Raw genomic sequence first — 15,243 nt, 5'->3', positions numbered from 1 at the left:
CAGGGGAGAACAGCATGATTTCCATCCGGCAGTTGCGCTACTTCGTCGAGATCGTCGAGGCACGCGGCTATACCCGCGCGTCCGAGCGCCTCTTCATCGCGCAATCAGCGTTGAGCCGCCAGATCAAGGAGCTGGAAGCAGACCTCGATGTGCTGCTCATCAAGCGCGAGGCCAAGGCCTTCGAGCTGACCCAGGCGGGCCAGGATTTTTATGAACGCAGCCGCCGCATCCTGCTCGACCTGGACCGCGCCGTAGCGCAGGCGCGCACCATCGGCAAGGGCGAACACGGGGCCTTGCGCCTGCTGCACTCCAGCTCGGTGCCGCTGTCGGCACCGCTGGGTCCGACCCTCAATGCTGCGTTGAAGGATTTCCCCGGCATCTCGCTGGAAATCTCGCAGGCTCCCTCCGAATACCAGGCCCGCGAGATCGTCGAAGGCAGTGCCGATATCGGCCTGGCGCGTTTGCCCATCCTGCGCGCGCATCCGAATCTGGAGAGCACCGTGCTCTACCGTGAGCGTCTGGTGGCGGCCGTACCTGCCACCCATCGACTGGCCGCGCGCAGCGAAGTGGAGATTGCGGAATTGCGGGATGAATTCTTCGTGACGGTGCCGCACCGCGATCGCGGCGGGCTGAGTTATCTGGTGGCCGAGCGCTGTATTGCGCACGGTTTCTATCCGCGTGTGGCGCGTGCCACCTCGCGCAAGAATTCCTTGCTGAGCCTGGTCAATGCGGGCTTCGGCATCGCTGTCGTACCGCAGAGCATGGCCAGTATTTCACTCTCGGCGGGCGTCAGTTTTCCCGCGCTCAAGGATGCCGATTTCCATTCGGAGGTGGCCCTGCTGCGCCGACGCGATGCGCCGGCCATGGTGCAGCAGTTCGTGGAAGCTTTCGTGACCCGCCTGCAGGAGGCGGGGATCACGGGAATGACAGGTAGCGTGGCACCCGACCTGCCATAGGGTGCAGCCGCCTCCCTGCAAGGATCAGTTGCCGGTGGCTACCGGACGCTGCGGATCGGAACTCCATTCGCTCCAGGAACCCGGATACAGATGCGCCCCCGGCAAGCCCGCCACTTCCAGCGCCAGCAGGTTGTGGCAGGCGGTCACGCCGGAGCCGCATTGCATGACCGCAGCCTGCGGATCACCCACTACCGACAGCCATTCCTCGCGCAATTGCGTGGCACTCTTGAAGTGGCCATCGGCCTGCAGGTTGTCCTTGAAGAAGCGGTTCTTCGCGCCCGGAATGTGTCCACCCACTGCATCGATGGTTTCGTTCTCGCCACGGAAGCGATCCGGTGCGCGCGCGTCGACCACTTGCAGGGTTTGGCTCTTGAGATTGTCGAGCAGGGCTTGCGCATCCACGGTCTTGACCAGCGAGGACAGATCCTGGATGTTGCCCGGCGCAGCCGGTGCCGGCGTCTCGCTGGTCAGCGTTTCACCCAGCGCCTGCCAGGCCTCCATGCCGCCATCGAGCACGGCCACGTCGCTGTGGCCGATCCAGCGCAGCAGCCACCACAGGCGTGCGGCATACATGCCACCGTGGGCGTCATACGCCACCACTTGGGTGTCATTGTTGATGCCCAGGTCGCGCATCGCCTGCACGAACTGCTGGCGGTCCGGCAGCGGATGGCGGCCATGGAAGCGGCCGGCGGCATCGGTCTTGGGACCGGAGAGCAGCTCATCCAGGTGGGCGAAGCGGGCCTGCGGAAGATGGCCGACGGCATAGGCTTCACGGCCGTAGGCGGGGTTGGTCAGGTCGTGACGGCAGTCCACGACCACAACGTTCAGATACTGCGCACGCGATTTCAATTCGCTGGCGCTGATGAGGGTCTGGTAGGTCATGCGGCTCTCCTTTTGTTCATAAGCCCTGCAAGCGGGCAGGATTCAGGGATTCATGGATTCCTGGATTCAGACTTCGGTGGCGATCGGGTCCACCTTGGGTACGTTCTTGGCCACGGCTTGGCTCTTGCGCTGGTTGCGATACGTCGCCAGCATGCCGCTGGCCAGGATGATCGCCATGCCCAGCCAGCCGATCCAGCCCGGCGCATCATCCCAGATCAGCACGCCGAAGAGGCTGGAAAAGACGATGCCCGTGTATTGCAGGTTGGCCGTCACCAGGGTATTGCCGAGCCGGTAGGCGCGCGTCATGGCGATCTGCGCCGTGGTGGCCGTCAAGCCTATCATGAGCACCAGCAGCGCACCGATCCAGGAGTGGCTGTGCCACAGCGGCACGCGTCCCGTCACCACGCTGCCGACCAGGCCGGCCAACACGCCCGTGGCAGAAAAGTAGAACACCACGCGGTACTCCGGTTCCCCCAGCAGGCCCAGCTTGCGTACTTGCAAGTAGACCAGTGCCGAGAGCACACCTGAGGCCAGCGAGATGGCACCGCCCAGCAACTGCTCGGCATTGAGCGATGGGCGCATCAGCAGTGCCACCCCGAGGAAGCTCAGCGCCACCGTGCCGGCCAGGCCCCATTCGAATTTCTTGTGGCCCTGCCACCAGCCGGCCACGAACAGCATCACCGCAATCCAGATCGAGGACATGTAGTTCAGCGTGGTGGCCGTGGCGATCGGCAGCAGGCTGAAGGAATAGAACCACATCCACAGCGAGACCACGCCCACACCGCCGCGAATGAAGTGATCGCGCGGGAAAGGCGTGCGCAGCGTACCCCCGCGCAGGCGGATCAGGCAGAGGATGAAGAGCACGCCGATCACGCCACGGCAGAGCACGATCTCGGAGGTCGTGTAGTACTGGCTGGCGAGCTTGACGCACACGCCCATGACGGCAAAGAGGAATGAGGCGACGAGCATCCAGAGCGATTGCATGGCGGCGGTTCAGTAGTGTGAGGGGAGAGTGGGGAAGGCGCACGCGTGGCGAGCACCAAATAAAACGGCAGCCCCGGCGTGAACCGGGGCTGCCGTCTTGCAGCTGGAGCGGGAGGGGCGGATGCGGGAGGGCGGGCGACAATGACGGCGCAGACTACGTCCGTCGTGAGCTTGCCGCGATGCCTGCATCTGCTTTCCCCCTGCGCGGCCTGTTGGCCTGGTTATGGTGTGCTGGTTCCTTGCGGCACGTCCAGCTGCTGGCGATACCACTCGTGGAAGTGCTGCATGCCGTCTTCCATGGGCGACTGGTAGGGACCGACTTCGCTGGTGCCGCGATCCATCAGTATACGACGGCCGGCATCCATGCGCAGGGCGATCTCGTCATCCTCGACGCAGGTCTCCATGTAGGCGGCGCGCTCGGCTTCCACCAGCTCGCGCTCGAACAGGGCGATCTCTTCCGGATAGTAGAACTCCACCACGTTGGTGGTCTTCTGCGGACCGGTCGGCCAGAGCGTGGACACGACCAGCACGTGCGGATACCACTCCACCATGATGTTGGGATAGAGCGTGAGCCAGATGGCACCGTACTTGGGCGGCTTGCCGTTGGAGAATTGCAGCAGCTTTTCCTGCCACTTGGCATAGGTCGGCGAGCCGGACTTGATCAGGCCGTGGTTCACGCCCACGGTCTGCACGCTGTAGTCGCGGCCGAATTCCCACTTCAGGTCGGAGCAGCTGACGAAGTTGCCCAAGCCAGGATGGAAGGGCTCGACGTGGTAATCCTCCAGGTAGACCTCGATGAAGGTCTTCCAGTTGTAGTCGCACTCGTGCACTTCGGTGTGGTCGTACAGGTAGCCGGAGAAGTCCAGGTCGCGCGTCACGCCCAGATGCTTGAGCTTGTCGGCGATGTTGACGCCGTTGTTCTCGAACAGCAGGCCATTCCAGCTTTGCAGCGGGGTCTTGGACAGGTTCATGCACGGCGTCTCGCCGAAATGCGGCGCGCCGATCAATTCGCCCTTCAGATCATAGGTCCAGCGATGCAGGGGGCAGACGATGTTGCTGGCGTGACCGCGGCCATCGAGCATCTTGGCCTGGCGGTGGCGGCAGACGTTGGACAGCAGTTCAATGCCCTGCGCATTGCGCACCAGCATGCGGCCTTCGTTTTCCCAGGGCAGCGTGGAGTAGTCGCCAGCCTCGGGCACCATCAGCTCATGGCCGACGTAACGAGGTCCCTGCTGGAAGAGTTGTTTCAGTTCCCGCTGATGGAGCGGTTCGTCAAAGTAGACGTGGACTGGAAGTTGCGCGTTTGAACGCGCCAATTTGGCAAAAGTAGCAAGATCGGACATTTCCGCCCCCAAATTAATTTGCACCAACCTAAGGAAGAAAATCCGCAAAAACCTGTGTTCAAATAATATGAAGAGGAAATTTTGGACAGAACCGAGGATTATGCCACAAAACCCCCATAAGGGGCCGGGTTTTGTGGCCAAAATGCCAGTAAATTGGCCGAATTTACAAGCTCGGCTCGAAATCCGCTGACATTTCCACGCCCTCGATTGACTTGGGCATCGCCGGTTTGTTCTAAAATACCGGGTTGGAATTTTGAATGGGTCGATATGCCTAGAACCTCTGCCGCTGCTTCCTCTGCTGCCGCCTCTGCGGCGAGCGCCGCCTTGCCTGCTTCTTTCGAGGAAGCGATGGAAGAGCTGGAGCAGCTCGTGGCCCGCATGGAAGCCGGCGAACTGCCGCTGGAAGCCTCGGTGGCTGCCTACAAACGCGGCTCCGAACTGGTGAAGTTCTGCGCCGGCCAGCTCGACAAGGTGGACAGCCAGGTCAAGCTGCTCGAAGGCGACATGCTCAAGCCGTTCAATGCGGCGGACGCTGCTGGCGGGGACGACTGATGAATGCACAGATGCCGGCCGCCAGTGCGCAGGCCCCGCTGACGTTTGCCGACTGGATGCGCCAAGTGCAGGGCGGCATGGAAGACGTGCTGGACCGATTCCTGCCCGCGACCTCGGTGGTGCCGGCGCGCCTGCACGAAGCCATGCGCTATACCGCCATGGATGGCGGCAAGCGCGTGCGTCCGTTGCTGGTCTATGCTGCCGGGGACATCTTCGACACCCCGCGCGCGCTGCTGGACCGGGCTGCTGCTGCGGTGGAGATGATCCACGTGTATTCGCTGGTGCATGACGACATGCCTTGCATGGATGACGATGCCCTGCGCCGTGGCAAGCCCACGGTGCACGTACAGTACGATGAAGCGACTGCGCTGCTGGTCGGCGATGCCCTGCAGGCGCAGGCCTTCGATACCTTGTCGGCCCCGCTGGAGGCCGAGCTTGGCAAGAGCGATGCCGGCGTGACGGCACGCCAGTTGCGCATGCTGAACCTGCTGGCCCAGGCGGCCGGTTCGGTGGGCATGTGCGGCGGCCAGGCCATCGACCTGGCCAGCGTGGGCATGACCCTGTCGCTGGCCGAGCTGGAACAGATGCATCGCCTGAAAACCGGTGCCCTGCTGCGCGCAGCGGTGCTGCTGGGCGCGCTGGGCGGCAAGGCGCTCAGCGCCGACGAGAGTGCAGCGCTGGACGAGTATGCGCGGGCCATCGGCCTGGCCTTCCAAGTGGTGGACGACATCCTCGATGCCACGGCCGACTCGGCCACGCTGGGCAAGACGGCCGGCAAGGATGCGGCGGACAACAAGCCGACCTATGTCTCGATCCTGGGCCTGGCCGAATCGCAGGCGCTGGCCGAGAAGCTGCGCGGCAATGCCCACGCGGCGCTGGCACCCTTCGGCGAGAAGGCCCGCCGCCTGCGCGAGCTGGCTGACCTGATCGTGCAGAGAAAGACTTAAGCGACGTAACCCGGCATGAAGACGGACCGCGCGGCATGTGCCAGGCGCGGCCTTCAGACCCCAACACGGTAAGAACAGATGCTCCTCAATACCATCAACGACCCGGCCGACCTGCGCCGCCTGTCCCGCCATCAATTGAAGCCGCTGGCCGAAGAGCTGCGCGGTTTCCTGCTGGACTCGGTCTCCAAGACCGGCGGCCACCTGTCCTCCAACCTGGGCACGGTGGAGCTGACCATCGCGCTGCATTACGTCTTCAATACGCCGCAGGACCGCATCGTCTGGGACGTGGGCCATCAGACCTATCCGCACAAGATCCTCACCGGCCGCCGCGAGCGCATGGCCTCGCTGCGCCAGCAGGAGGGCATCTCGGGCTTCCCGCGCCGCATCGAAAGTGAATACGACACCTTCGGCACCGCCCACTCCTCGACCTCGATCTCGGCGGCGCTCGGCATGGCGCTGGCGGCCAAGACCCAGGGCTCGGACCGCCATGCCATCGCCGTCATCGGCGACGGCGCGATGACCGCCGGCATGGCCTTCGAAGCGCTCAACAATGCGGGCGTGCACGAGGACATCAACCTGCTGGTGATCCTCAACGACAACGACATGTCGATCTCGCCGCCGGTGGGAGCGCTCAATCGCTACCTGGCGCGCCTGATGTCGGGCAAGTTCTACGCCAAGGCGCGTGACGTGGGCAAGTCGGTACTGCCCGGCCCGGTGCTGGAACTGGCCAAGCGCCTGGAAGAACATGCCAAGGGCATGGTGGTCCCGGCCACCATGTTCGAGGAATTCGGCTTCAACTACATCGGCCCCATCGATGGCCATGACCTCGACTCGCTGGTCCCCACGCTGCAGAACCTGAAGCACCTGAAGGGACCGCAATTCCTGCACGTGGTCACCAAGAAGGGACAAGGCTACAAGCTGGCCGAGGCCGATCCGGTGCTCTATCACGGTCCCGGCAAGTTCAACCCCAGCGAAGGCATCAAGCCCAGCGCGGGCGGCAAGCTGACCTATACCCAGGTTTTCGGCGACTGGCTGTGCGACATGGCCGCCGCCGACGAGAAGCTGGTCGGCATCACCCCGGCCATGCGCGAAGGCTCGGGCATGGTGGGCTTTGAAAAGAAATTCCCGAACCGTTACTACGACGTCGGCATCGCCGAACAGCACGCCGTCACCTTTGCCGCCGGCATGGCCTGCGAGGGCATGAAACCGGTGGTGGCGATCTACTCGACCTTCCTGCAGCGCGCCTACGACCAGCTGATCCACGACGTGGCCCTGCAGAACCTGGACGTGACCTTCGCCCTGGACCGCGCCGGTCTGGTCGGTGCCGATGGCGCGACCCACGCCGGCAATTACGACCTGGCGTTCCTGCGCTGTATCCCGAACATGGTGGTGATGGCGGCTTCCGATGAGGATGAGTGCCGCAAGATGCTCTCGACCGCTTATCAGTATCCCGGCCCGGCCTCGGTGCGCTATCCGCGCGGTGCCGGCATCGGTGCGACGGTGGAGAAATCGCTCGAGACCCTGCCGCTGGGCAAGGGTGAAATCCGCCGCCAGGGCAAGGATGTCGCCATCCTTGCCTTCGGCAGCCTGCTGGCACCGGCATTGGGCGCGGGCGACAAGCTCAACGCCACGGTGGCCAACATGCGCTTCATCAAGCCGCTGGACGTGGAACTGGTCAAGCAGCTGGCCGCCTCGCACGATGCGCTGGTGACGGTGGAAGAGGGCTGCATCATGGGCGGCGCCGGTGCTGCCGTCTCCGAGGCATTGGCCGCCGCCGGCATCAGCAAGCCGGTACTGCACCTGGGCTTGCCGGATCGCTTCATCGATCATGGCGACGCCGCGCAACTGCTGGCCCAGTGCGGCTTGGATGCCGATGGCATCGCCCAGTCCATCACCCAGCGCTTTGGCAAGGATGAGCCCAAGCTGGTGGTCAACAACGGCTGAGGATGCTCGTTTCCCAACCTTAGTTTTTGTCCGCCGGAAACTAAGAAAATCGCCGCGTAAATCTAAGTCATTGCGTCACCCAAACTGAAAACGCCCCGCCGGTTTCCCGCGGGGCGTTTCGCTTTTCTCGTGCGGTGGAACACCGATCAGCGTTCCCGCCCCTTCTCCCACAACACATCCTGTCCACCCGCCTCCCGGTTGAGCACGCGCGCCAGCACGAAGCACAGGTCGGAGAGGCGATTCAGATACTGCCGCGCCGGCGCATTCACGCCGGCCTCGGCCTTCTCCAGCATCACCACGCTGCGCTCGGCGCGACGGCACACGGTGCGACATACGTGCGCCAGCGCGGCCGTGCGCGAGCCACCCGGCAGGATGAATTCCTTGAGCGGGGGCAGGGTGGCGTTGTACTTTTCCAGCAGGGCGTCCAGCCGCGCCAGGTGCGCATCGGCCAGCATCGTATAGCCCGGGATGCACAGCTCGCCGCCCAGGTCGAAGAGGTCATGCTGGATCGACACCAGTTCCTCCCGCAGCGCGGCCGGCAGGGTCTCGCACAACAGCAGGCCCAGCTGCGAATTGAGCTCATCCACATCGCCCAGCGCCTGGATGCGCAGGTTGTCCTTGCCCACGCGGCTGCCATCGCCCAGTCCAGTGCTGCCATCATCGCCGGTGCGGGTGGCGATCTTCGAAAGTCGGTTGCCCATCATTGCTCCTTGTTGATCCGCCGGGGAGCTTAAGCGCAAGGCCCGTCCAAGGCAAGCGCTTCCCATGCGCTGCGAGCCGTGACGCGTCTGCTGGAAAAAGGCGTAAACAATTCACTTGATTTGTCCGATCACGCAGCATGGAGGGGGACATTTGCGCAAACTAAAGTCGGCAAGAGAGTAAAATTCATCGATTGGATCAGTGGTCAGTCCACTGGAGCGGCAGGGGATGCCGCTTCACCGGCCCTGCATCTTCCCCGCACAAGACCATAAGAACACCGAGACACCAGACCCCTGAGAGACATTGCATGAACCACCTAGTTGACGCCCGGAAACTGAAACGCCCCGTGCCCCAGGCCCTGCTCGACGAGCTCAAGGCCCTCTTCGGCGAGCGCTGTTCCACCACCCTGGCCATGCGCGAGCACCACGGCCGCGACGAATCCTCCTACGATCCCATGCTGCCGGACGCCGTGGTTTTCGCCCACAGCACCGAGGAAGTCGCGGCCTTCGTCAAGCTCTGCAGCCAGTATGACACCCCCATCATCCCCTACGGCGCCGGCACCTCGCTGGAAGGCCATGTGCTGGCCCTGCAGGGCGGCGTGACGGTGGACCTGTCGCAGATGAACCAGGTCCTGGCCGTCAACGCCGAAGACCTGACGGCCACCGTCCAGGCCGGCGTCACCCGCAAGCAGCTGAACCAGGAGATCAAGGATACGGGCCTGTTCTTCCCCATCGATCCGGGCGCTGATGCCTCGCTGGGCGGCATGGCCTCGACCCGCGCCTCGGGCACCAATGCCGTGCGCTACGGCACGATGAAGGAAAACACGCTGACGCTGACCGTGGTCACGGCACAAGGCGAGATCATCAAGACCGGCACCCGTGCCAAGAAATCCTCGGCCGGCTACGACCTGACCCGCGTCTATGTGGGCAGCGAAGGCACCCTCGGCATCATCACCGAAGTGACCGTGCGCCTGTATCCGCAGCCGGAAGCCATTTCGGCCGCGATCTGCTCCTTCCCCAGCGTGGCCGATGCGGTCAACACCGTCATCCAGACCATCCAGATGGGCGTGCCGCTGGCGCGTGTGGAACTGCTCGATGAAAATGGCGTGCGCGCCATCAACGCCCACGACAAGCTGAACCTGCCGGTCAACCCGCTGCTGCTGTTCGAATTCCATGGCAGCGAGAACGGCGTCAAGGAACAAGCCGAGCTGGTGCAGGACATCGCCAAGGAATTCCATGCGCTCGGTTTCGAATGGGCTACCCGCCCCGAAGACCGTACCCGTCTCTGGACCGCCCGTCACAACGCCTACTTCGCGCTGCTGCAATTGCGCCCCGGTGCCCGTGCGATTTCCACCGACTGCTGCGTGCCGATCTCGCGCCTGGCCGAATGCGTGCTGGCCACCAAGGCCGATTGCGAAGAGCAGGGGCTCATTCACGCCATCATCGGCCACGTCGGCGATGGCAACTTCCACGTGCAGATGATGGTGGACCCCAACGACCCGGCCGACATCGCCCGCGCCGAAGGCGTCAACGCCCGCATGGTGGCGCGTGCCCTCGGCATGGACGGTACCTGCACCGGCGAACACGGCGTGGGCCTGCACAAGATGGATTTCCTGATCCAGGAACACGGTGATGGCGCCATTGCCGTCATGCGCGCCATCAAGCATGCGCTCGATCCGAAGAACATCATGAACCCCGGCAAGATCCTGCGCTGGGAGCAGTGAGGTCGATGCATCACGCAGGCCAGGGGAGAAAAACTTAGTTTTACGCGCTTGGCCTTTTAGTTTTTCGGCAACGCAATGTTAGTTTTCATCAGTTTTGCTTGAACCGCAGCAGGAATCCACCATTCATGGCCACCCGCCTTCCCCCCGTTCACGCCCTGTCCGCCTTCGAAGCGGCAGCCCGTCACAACTCGTTTGCGATTGCCGCCGAGGAACTGTGCATCACCCCGTCGGCACTCTCGCACCGGATCCGCCTGCTGGAAGATTTTGTGGGCGAGCGCCTGTTCTATCGCGATGGCCGTTCCATCGGCCTGTCCGAATTCGGCCGCCGCTACCTCGACGTGGTGCGCAGTGCCTTGCGCACGCTGACCGATTTCCCGATGCCCCACCGCAATGCGGCCGTACAGCCCAAGATCAAGGTGATGCTGCCGCCGACTTTCGCGCGCCACCTGCTCATGCCGCGCATCGCCGATTTCACCCAGCGCCATCCGGAGATCGTGGTCGAGCTGTACCTCTCGGTACCGCTGTATGACCTGTCGCTCTCGGAGAGCGATGTCGAGATCCGCTTCGGTGCCGGCAACTATCCCAACATCATCACCGAGAAGCTGTTCGAGGAACCGGCCTTCGCCGTGGCCAGCCCCGGCTACCTGAAGACCCTGCCGCCGATGAAGTCGCCCTCCGACCTGCAGCATGCGACCCTGCTTCGCTCGGCGCTGGAACCTTGGCAGCCCTGGTTCGAAGCGGCTGGCCTGAAGGACTGGGTGGAACCCTCGTCCGGCCTGCGCGTGGACGACCTGGGCCTGCTGCTGGAAGCGGTGCGGCACGGCTACGGCATTGGCTTGACGCGCCAGCACTTCGCCGAAGAACTGCTGGCCCGGGGCGAGATCGTGGAATTGTTCGATGTGCGCCTGCGTACCCCGCCACATGCGTATTACGTGGTCTACGAGCGCGCGGTGCGCGAGCGGCCGGAGGTCGATACCTTCATCAGCTGGATGCAGAACGCCTTCCGCAACATCTGACCCGGCTTTGCATCGCCCGCCCCGTCCGGCCGCCCTGAAAATAATTCACGGCGGCCGGAAATTCTTTTCAGTGGGCCGCCAGGCAACACGGCACCGTGCAGGGCGGCAAAATTCGTTACACTTGTCGGACTGAAAAAGCCCGCACCATGCGGGCTGACAACAAACGAGACAGCGTGAGCCGCAGCACCGGATGCAAGAAGAGGGACATCCAGCGCCGCACGCCTGCCTAGCTTACCGCCGAGGTCCAGCATGAATGCTCCCGCCCAACCGTCCTTCGCGCCGGCCCGCCAGCGCGAAGTCGTCGATGCCCTGCGCCGGGTCGTCCCCGCGCACTGCGTGCTGTTCGACGAGGAAGACACCCGCCCCTACGAATGCGACGGCCTGGCCGCCTACCGCCAGTTGCCCATGGTGGTGGTGCTGCCCGAGAACGAGGCGCAGGTCATCGCCATCATGAAGGCCTGCCACGCGCTGCAGGTGCAGATCGTGCCGCGCGGTGCTGGCACGGGCCTGTCGGGCGGGGCCATGCCCATCGCCGATGGCGTGGTGGTCTCCACCGCCAAGTTCAACCAGATCCTCAAGATGGACAAGTACTCGCGCACCGCCGTGGTCCAGCCCGGCGTGCGCAACCTGGCCATCTCCGAAGCAGCGGCCCCGCACGGCCTGTATTACGCGCCGGACCCGTCCTCGCAGATCGCCTGTTCCATCGGCGGCAACGTGGCCGAGAATTCGGGCGGCGTGCATTGCCTGAAATACGGCCTGACGGTGCACAACGTGCTGCGCGTGCGCATGGTCACCATCGAAGGCGAGGTCGTGGAACTCGGTAGCGGTGCATTGGATGCCCCGGGCCTGGACCTGCTGGCCGTCTTCATCGGTTCCGAAGGCATGCTGGGCGTGGTCACCGAAGTGACCGTCAAGCTGGTGCCCAAGCCGCAGGCCGCGCGCGTGATCATGGCCTCCTTCGACGATGTGGTCAAAGGCGGCAATGCAGTGGCCAACGTGATCGCCGCCGGCATCATCCCGGCCGGACTGGAGATGATGGACAAGACCAGCTCGCGCATGGTCGAGCCCTTCGTCAAAGCCGGCTATGACATCGATGCCGAAGCCATCCTGCTGTGCGAATCCGATGGCACCGTGGAAGAGGTGGAGGAAGAAATCGGCCGCATGACCGACGTGCTCAACGCCAGCGGCGCTACGGCGATTGCCTGCTCGCAGTCGGAAGCCGAGCGCCTGCGTTTCTGGTCCGGCCGCAAGAACGCCTTCCCGGCCGCCGGCCGCATCTCGCCCGACTATTACTGCATGGATGGCACCATCCCGCGCAAGAAGCTGGCGCAAGTGCTGCTGGGCATCGCCGAGATGGAAAAGAAATACGGCCTGCGCTGCGCCAACGTCTTCCATGCGGGCGATGGCAACCTGCATCCGCTGATCCTCTTCGATGCCAACATCGCTGACGAATTCCATCGCGCCGAACTGTTCGGTGCCGAGATCCTGGAGCTGTGCGTGGAAGTGGGCGGCACCATCACCGGTGAACACGGCGTGGGCATCGAGAAGATCAACTCCATGTGCGTGCAGTTTTCACCCGCCGAGCGCGAGGCCTTCTTCAAGTTGAAGCGCGCTTTCGACCCGGCCTTCCTGCTCAATCCGGACAAAGCCATTCCCACCCTGCATCGCTGTGCCGAGTACGGCAAGATGCACGTGCAGCGCGGCCAGCTGCGCTTTCCCGATCTGCCGAGATTCTGACCATGCAAGCACAACAAGACATGGACGCCGTGCTGGCCTCCTTCCGCGAACGCATTCTCTCCGGCCGCGCCCTGCAGATCCGTGGCGGCGGCACCAAGGACTGGTACGGACAAGCGCCCGCCGGTGACCTGCTCGACACACGCCCCTACAGCGGCATCATCGACTATGAACCGACCGAGCTGGTCATCACCGCCCGCTGCGGTACGCCCCTGGCCGAGATCGATGCGGCACTGGCCCAGCACAAGCAGATGCTGGCCTGGGAGCCGCCGCGTTTCGGTGGTGCGGCCACCGTCGGCGGCATGGTCGCGGCCGGCCTGTCCGGTCCCTCGCGCGCCAGCGCAGGTGCCGTGCGCGATTTCGTACTGGGTGCCGTGCTCATGGATGCACAGGGCGAGCAACTGCACTTCGGCGGACAGGTCATGAAGAACGTCGCCGGCTATGACATCTCGCGCCTGCTGGCCGGTTCGCTGGGCACGCTGGGACTGATCCTGCAGGTCTCGCTGAAGGTCTTGCCGCGTCCCATCGCCAGCAGTACCCGCGTCTTCGAGATCAACCAGGAAGGTGCGCTGCGCCTGCTCAACCAGAGCGCAGGGCAACCCCTGCCGCTGGTGGCCAGCGCCTGGGTCAACAATGTGCTCACGATCCGTTTGTCGGGTGCACAGGCTGCCGTGGATTCAGCAATCAAAAAGATGGGTGGCACCGAATTAAGCAATCCGGAAGATTACTGGACCGACCTGCGCGAGCAGACCCATCCTTTCTTCGCCGACCCGCAAGCCCCGCTGTGGCGTCTGTCGGTGCCGTCGGTGGCCCCGCCCGTCGACCTGCCGGGCCGCCAGCTGATCGAGTGGGGCGGGGCGCAGCGCTGGCTGCGGCCTGAGGGAAATGTGGATGCCGTTGCCATCCGTGCCGCCGCACTGGCCGTGGGCGGACACGCCAGCCTGCATCGTGGCGGCGACAAGGCCATCGGTGTCTTCCACCCCTTGCAGCCGGCGGTGGAAACGATCCATCGCCGTCTCAAGCAGCAATTCGACCCGCAGGGCATCTTCAATCCCGGCCGCCTGTACGCCAGCCTGTAAGCGCCTCTTTTCCAAGCGATCATCATGCAGACCAACTTGGCTGATTTCATCCGCAACACCCAGGCCGGCGAGGAAGCCGACAGCATCCTGCGTTCCTGCGTGCATTGCGGTTTCTGTACCGCCACTTGTCCCACCTATCAACTGCTGGGCGATGAACTGGATGGCCCGCGCGGCCGCATCTATCTCATCAAGCAGGTGCTCGAAGGCAAGCCCGCCACGGCCGCCACGCAATCGCACCTGGACCGCTGTCTGACCTGCCGCAACTGCGAATCCACTTGCCCCTCCGGCGTGCAGTACGGGCGCCTGGTCGACATCGGCCGCAAGGTGGTGGAAGAGCAGGTGCAGCGCCCCTTCGGCGAGCGTGTCTTGCGCACTGCCTTGAAGGAGCTGGTGCCGCGCAAGTGGATCTTCCGTCCGGCCATGAAGGCGGGGCAGATGGTGCGCCCGCTCTTGCCCAAGCTGTTGCAGAACAAGGTGCCGCTGCCGCAGGATGCGGGAAGCTGGCCGACGCGCACGCATGCGCGCCAGATGCTGCTGCTCGAAGGTTGCGTGCAACCGTCGATGGCCCCCAACATCAACAGCGCCACCGCGCGCGTGCTCGATGCCCTCGGCGTGCAATTGTTCGCGCCGCCCAAGGCCGGCTGCTGCGGGGCCATCCGCTATCACCTCAATGACCAGGACGGCGGCCTCGACGACATGCGCCGCAACATCGACGCCTGGTGGCCCTACATCGAAGGACGTGACGGCGTGCGTGCCGACACCATCGTCATGAATGCCTCCGGCTGCGGGGCCACCGTCAAGGAATACGGGCACCTGCTGCAGCACGATCCGGATTACGCCGAGAAGGCGCGCCGCATCTCCCGCATGACGCGCGACATCAGCGAGATCCTGCCCGAGTTCGAAGAGCAGCTGCAGCACAAGCTCAAGGATTTCAACGGCAAGCGCGTGGCCTATCACCCGCCCTGCACCCTGCAGCATGGCCAGAAGATCCGCGGCAAGGTCGAGGACATCCTGCGCGCGGCCGGCGTGGATGTGCAGCTGTGTGCGGACAGTCATCTCTGCTGCGGTTCGGCCGGCACCTATTCGGTACTGCAGCCCGAGCTTTCCTATCGTCTGCGCGACAACAAGATCAGCAAGCTGCAGGCCACCGATCCGGACATGATCGTCACCGGCAACATCGGGTGCGTCACGCACCTGCAATCCGGGACCGACACGCCGGTGCGGCACTGGATCGAATTGCTGGACAGCGCCCTGCAACAGGCCTGAGGACGCGGATAGTCAGGATAGTCAGGATAGTCCGGATGACATCGTGATGCGTCTCACGATGTCATTGTCCTGTCAGATCAAAAACTTAGACTTTCGCCTTCACCGATACCAGCGGTGT

General features: G+C 63.9%; 13 protein-coding genes. 9 read left to right on the top strand and 4 right to left on the bottom strand.

The genetic code is table 11. The features are described from left to right. Positions 1–14: 14 nt before the first annotated feature. Positions 15–956 (top strand): LysR substrate-binding domain-containing protein, encoded by a 942-nt coding sequence (locus JOD78_RS21205; RefSeq protein ID WP_121043837.1) that lies wholly within the window; start codon positions 15–17, stop codon positions 954–956. A gap of 24 nt (positions 957–980) precedes the next feature. On the opposite strand, the gene JOD78_RS21200 is transcribed toward JOD78_RS21205, so the two are convergent. From JOD78_RS21200 to JOD78_RS21190, 3 genes are all read right to left on the bottom strand, one after another. After that, a complete protein-coding gene (locus JOD78_RS21200; RefSeq protein WP_209567606.1) occupies positions 981–1,838 on the bottom strand; it encodes a sulfurtransferase in 858 nt (285 codons plus the stop codon). Between the two features lie 66 nt (positions 1,839–1,904). Continuing rightward, positions 1,905–2,822, bottom strand: coding sequence for a DMT family transporter (locus tag JOD78_RS21195; protein WP_034330513.1), 918 nt, complete (start codon positions 2,820–2,822; stop codon positions 1,905–1,907). A 221-nt stretch (positions 2,823–3,043) separates the two neighbouring features. Beyond that, positions 3,044–4,165 (bottom strand): aromatic ring-hydroxylating dioxygenase subunit alpha, encoded by a 1,122-nt coding sequence (locus tag JOD78_RS21190; protein ID WP_121043832.1) that lies wholly within the window; start codon positions 4,163–4,165, stop codon positions 3,044–3,046. Positions 4,166–4,432: 267 nt separating this feature from the next. Between JOD78_RS21190 and JOD78_RS21185 the strand changes: the two genes are divergently transcribed. From JOD78_RS21185 to dxs, 3 genes are all read left to right on the top strand, one after another. Next, on the top strand, positions 4,433–4,717 hold the full coding sequence (locus tag JOD78_RS21185; RefSeq protein WP_051156416.1) for an exodeoxyribonuclease VII small subunit: 285 nt from the start codon (positions 4,433–4,435) through the stop codon (positions 4,715–4,717). Next, positions 4,717–5,664 carry a polyprenyl synthetase family protein gene (locus JOD78_RS21180; RefSeq protein ID WP_121043827.1) on the top strand — a complete coding sequence of 316 codons (948 nt, stop codon included), beginning with the start codon at positions 4,717–4,719 and terminating at the stop codon, positions 5,662–5,664. Before JOD78_RS21185 ends, JOD78_RS21180 begins: the two co-directional genes overlap by 1 nt. 78 nt (positions 5,665–5,742) lie before the next feature. After that, a complete protein-coding gene (gene dxs / locus JOD78_RS21175) occupies positions 5,743–7,608 on the top strand; it encodes a 1-deoxy-D-xylulose-5-phosphate synthase (RefSeq protein WP_209567603.1) in 1,866 nt (621 codons plus the stop codon). Positions 7,609–7,754: 146 nt separating this feature from the next. Here dxs and JOD78_RS21170 read toward each other — a convergent pair whose 3' ends face one another. Continuing rightward, on the bottom strand, positions 7,755–8,309 hold the full coding sequence (locus JOD78_RS21170) for a cob(I)yrinic acid a,c-diamide adenosyltransferase (RefSeq protein ID WP_209567601.1): 555 nt from the start codon (positions 8,307–8,309) through the stop codon (positions 7,755–7,757). A 305-nt stretch (positions 8,310–8,614) separates the two neighbouring features. On the opposite strand from JOD78_RS21170, the gene JOD78_RS21165 reads away from it, so the two are divergent. The 5 genes from JOD78_RS21165 (at position 8,615) to glcF (ending at position 15,125) form a co-directional block, all read left to right on the top strand. Further along, the gene (locus JOD78_RS21165; protein WP_088755702.1) at positions 8,615–10,030 is read left to right on the top strand and encodes an FAD-linked oxidase C-terminal domain-containing protein; all 1,416 of its coding nucleotides are present in this window, start codon (positions 8,615–8,617) and stop codon (positions 10,028–10,030) included. Positions 10,031–10,155: 125 nt separating this feature from the next. Then, positions 10,156–11,046 carry a LysR substrate-binding domain-containing protein gene (locus JOD78_RS21160; protein ID WP_121043818.1) on the top strand — a complete coding sequence of 297 codons (891 nt, stop codon included), beginning with the start codon at positions 10,156–10,158 and terminating at the stop codon, positions 11,044–11,046. A 249-nt stretch (positions 11,047–11,295) separates the two neighbouring features. Continuing rightward, positions 11,296–12,783 carry an FAD-linked oxidase C-terminal domain-containing protein gene (locus JOD78_RS21155; RefSeq protein WP_039786927.1) on the top strand — a complete coding sequence of 496 codons (1,488 nt, stop codon included), beginning with the start codon at positions 11,296–11,298 and terminating at the stop codon, positions 12,781–12,783. Between the two features lie 2 nt (positions 12,784–12,785). Beyond that, a complete protein-coding gene (gene glcE / locus JOD78_RS21150) occupies positions 12,786–13,859 on the top strand; it encodes a glycolate oxidase subunit GlcE (RefSeq protein WP_209567599.1) in 1,074 nt (357 codons plus the stop codon). A gap of 24 nt (positions 13,860–13,883) precedes the next feature. After that, a complete protein-coding gene (gene glcF, locus JOD78_RS21145; RefSeq protein WP_209567598.1) occupies positions 13,884–15,125 on the top strand; it encodes a glycolate oxidase subunit GlcF in 1,242 nt (413 codons plus the stop codon). Positions 15,126–15,243 lie beyond the last annotated feature (118 nt).

Source organism: Herbaspirillum sp. 1130 (assembly GCF_017833835.1).
GTDB classification, from domain to species: Bacteria; Pseudomonadota; Gammaproteobacteria; order Burkholderiales; family Burkholderiaceae_D; genus Herbaspirillum; species Herbaspirillum huttiense.
This window is presented reverse-complemented; position numbering and strand designations above follow the sequence as displayed.

Coding starts and splice junctions, on each gene's coding strand:
- JOD78_RS21190 (WP_121043832.1), bottom strand. CDS start 4,165: ATGTCCGATCTTGCTACTTTTGCCAAATTGGCGCGTTCAAACGCGCAA.
- glcF (WP_209567598.1), top strand. CDS start 13,884: ATGCAGACCAACTTGGCTGATTTCATCCGCAACACCCAGGCCGGCGAG.
- JOD78_RS21170 (WP_209567601.1), bottom strand. CDS start 8,309: ATGGGCAACCGACTTTCGAAGATCGCCACCCGCACCGGCGATGATGGC.
- dxs (WP_209567603.1), top strand. CDS start 5,743: ATGCTCCTCAATACCATCAACGACCCGGCCGACCTGCGCCGCCTGTCC.
- JOD78_RS21160 (WP_121043818.1), top strand. CDS start 10,156: ATGGCCACCCGCCTTCCCCCCGTTCACGCCCTGTCCGCCTTCGAAGCG.
- JOD78_RS21185 (WP_051156416.1), top strand. CDS start 4,433: ATGCCTAGAACCTCTGCCGCTGCTTCCTCTGCTGCCGCCTCTGCGGCG.
- JOD78_RS21205 (WP_121043837.1), top strand. CDS start 15: ATGATTTCCATCCGGCAGTTGCGCTACTTCGTCGAGATCGTCGAGGCA.
- glcE (WP_209567599.1), top strand. CDS start 12,786: ATGCAAGCACAACAAGACATGGACGCCGTGCTGGCCTCCTTCCGCGAA.
- JOD78_RS21195 (WP_034330513.1), bottom strand. CDS start 2,822: ATGCAATCGCTCTGGATGCTCGTCGCCTCATTCCTCTTTGCCGTCATG.
- JOD78_RS21180 (WP_121043827.1), top strand. CDS start 4,717: ATGAATGCACAGATGCCGGCCGCCAGTGCGCAGGCCCCGCTGACGTTT.
- JOD78_RS21200 (WP_209567606.1), bottom strand. CDS start 1,838: ATGACCTACCAGACCCTCATCAGCGCCAGCGAATTGAAATCGCGTGCG.
- JOD78_RS21165 (WP_088755702.1), top strand. CDS start 8,615: ATGAACCACCTAGTTGACGCCCGGAAACTGAAACGCCCCGTGCCCCAG.
- JOD78_RS21155 (WP_039786927.1), top strand. CDS start 11,296: ATGAATGCTCCCGCCCAACCGTCCTTCGCGCCGGCCCGCCAGCGCGAA.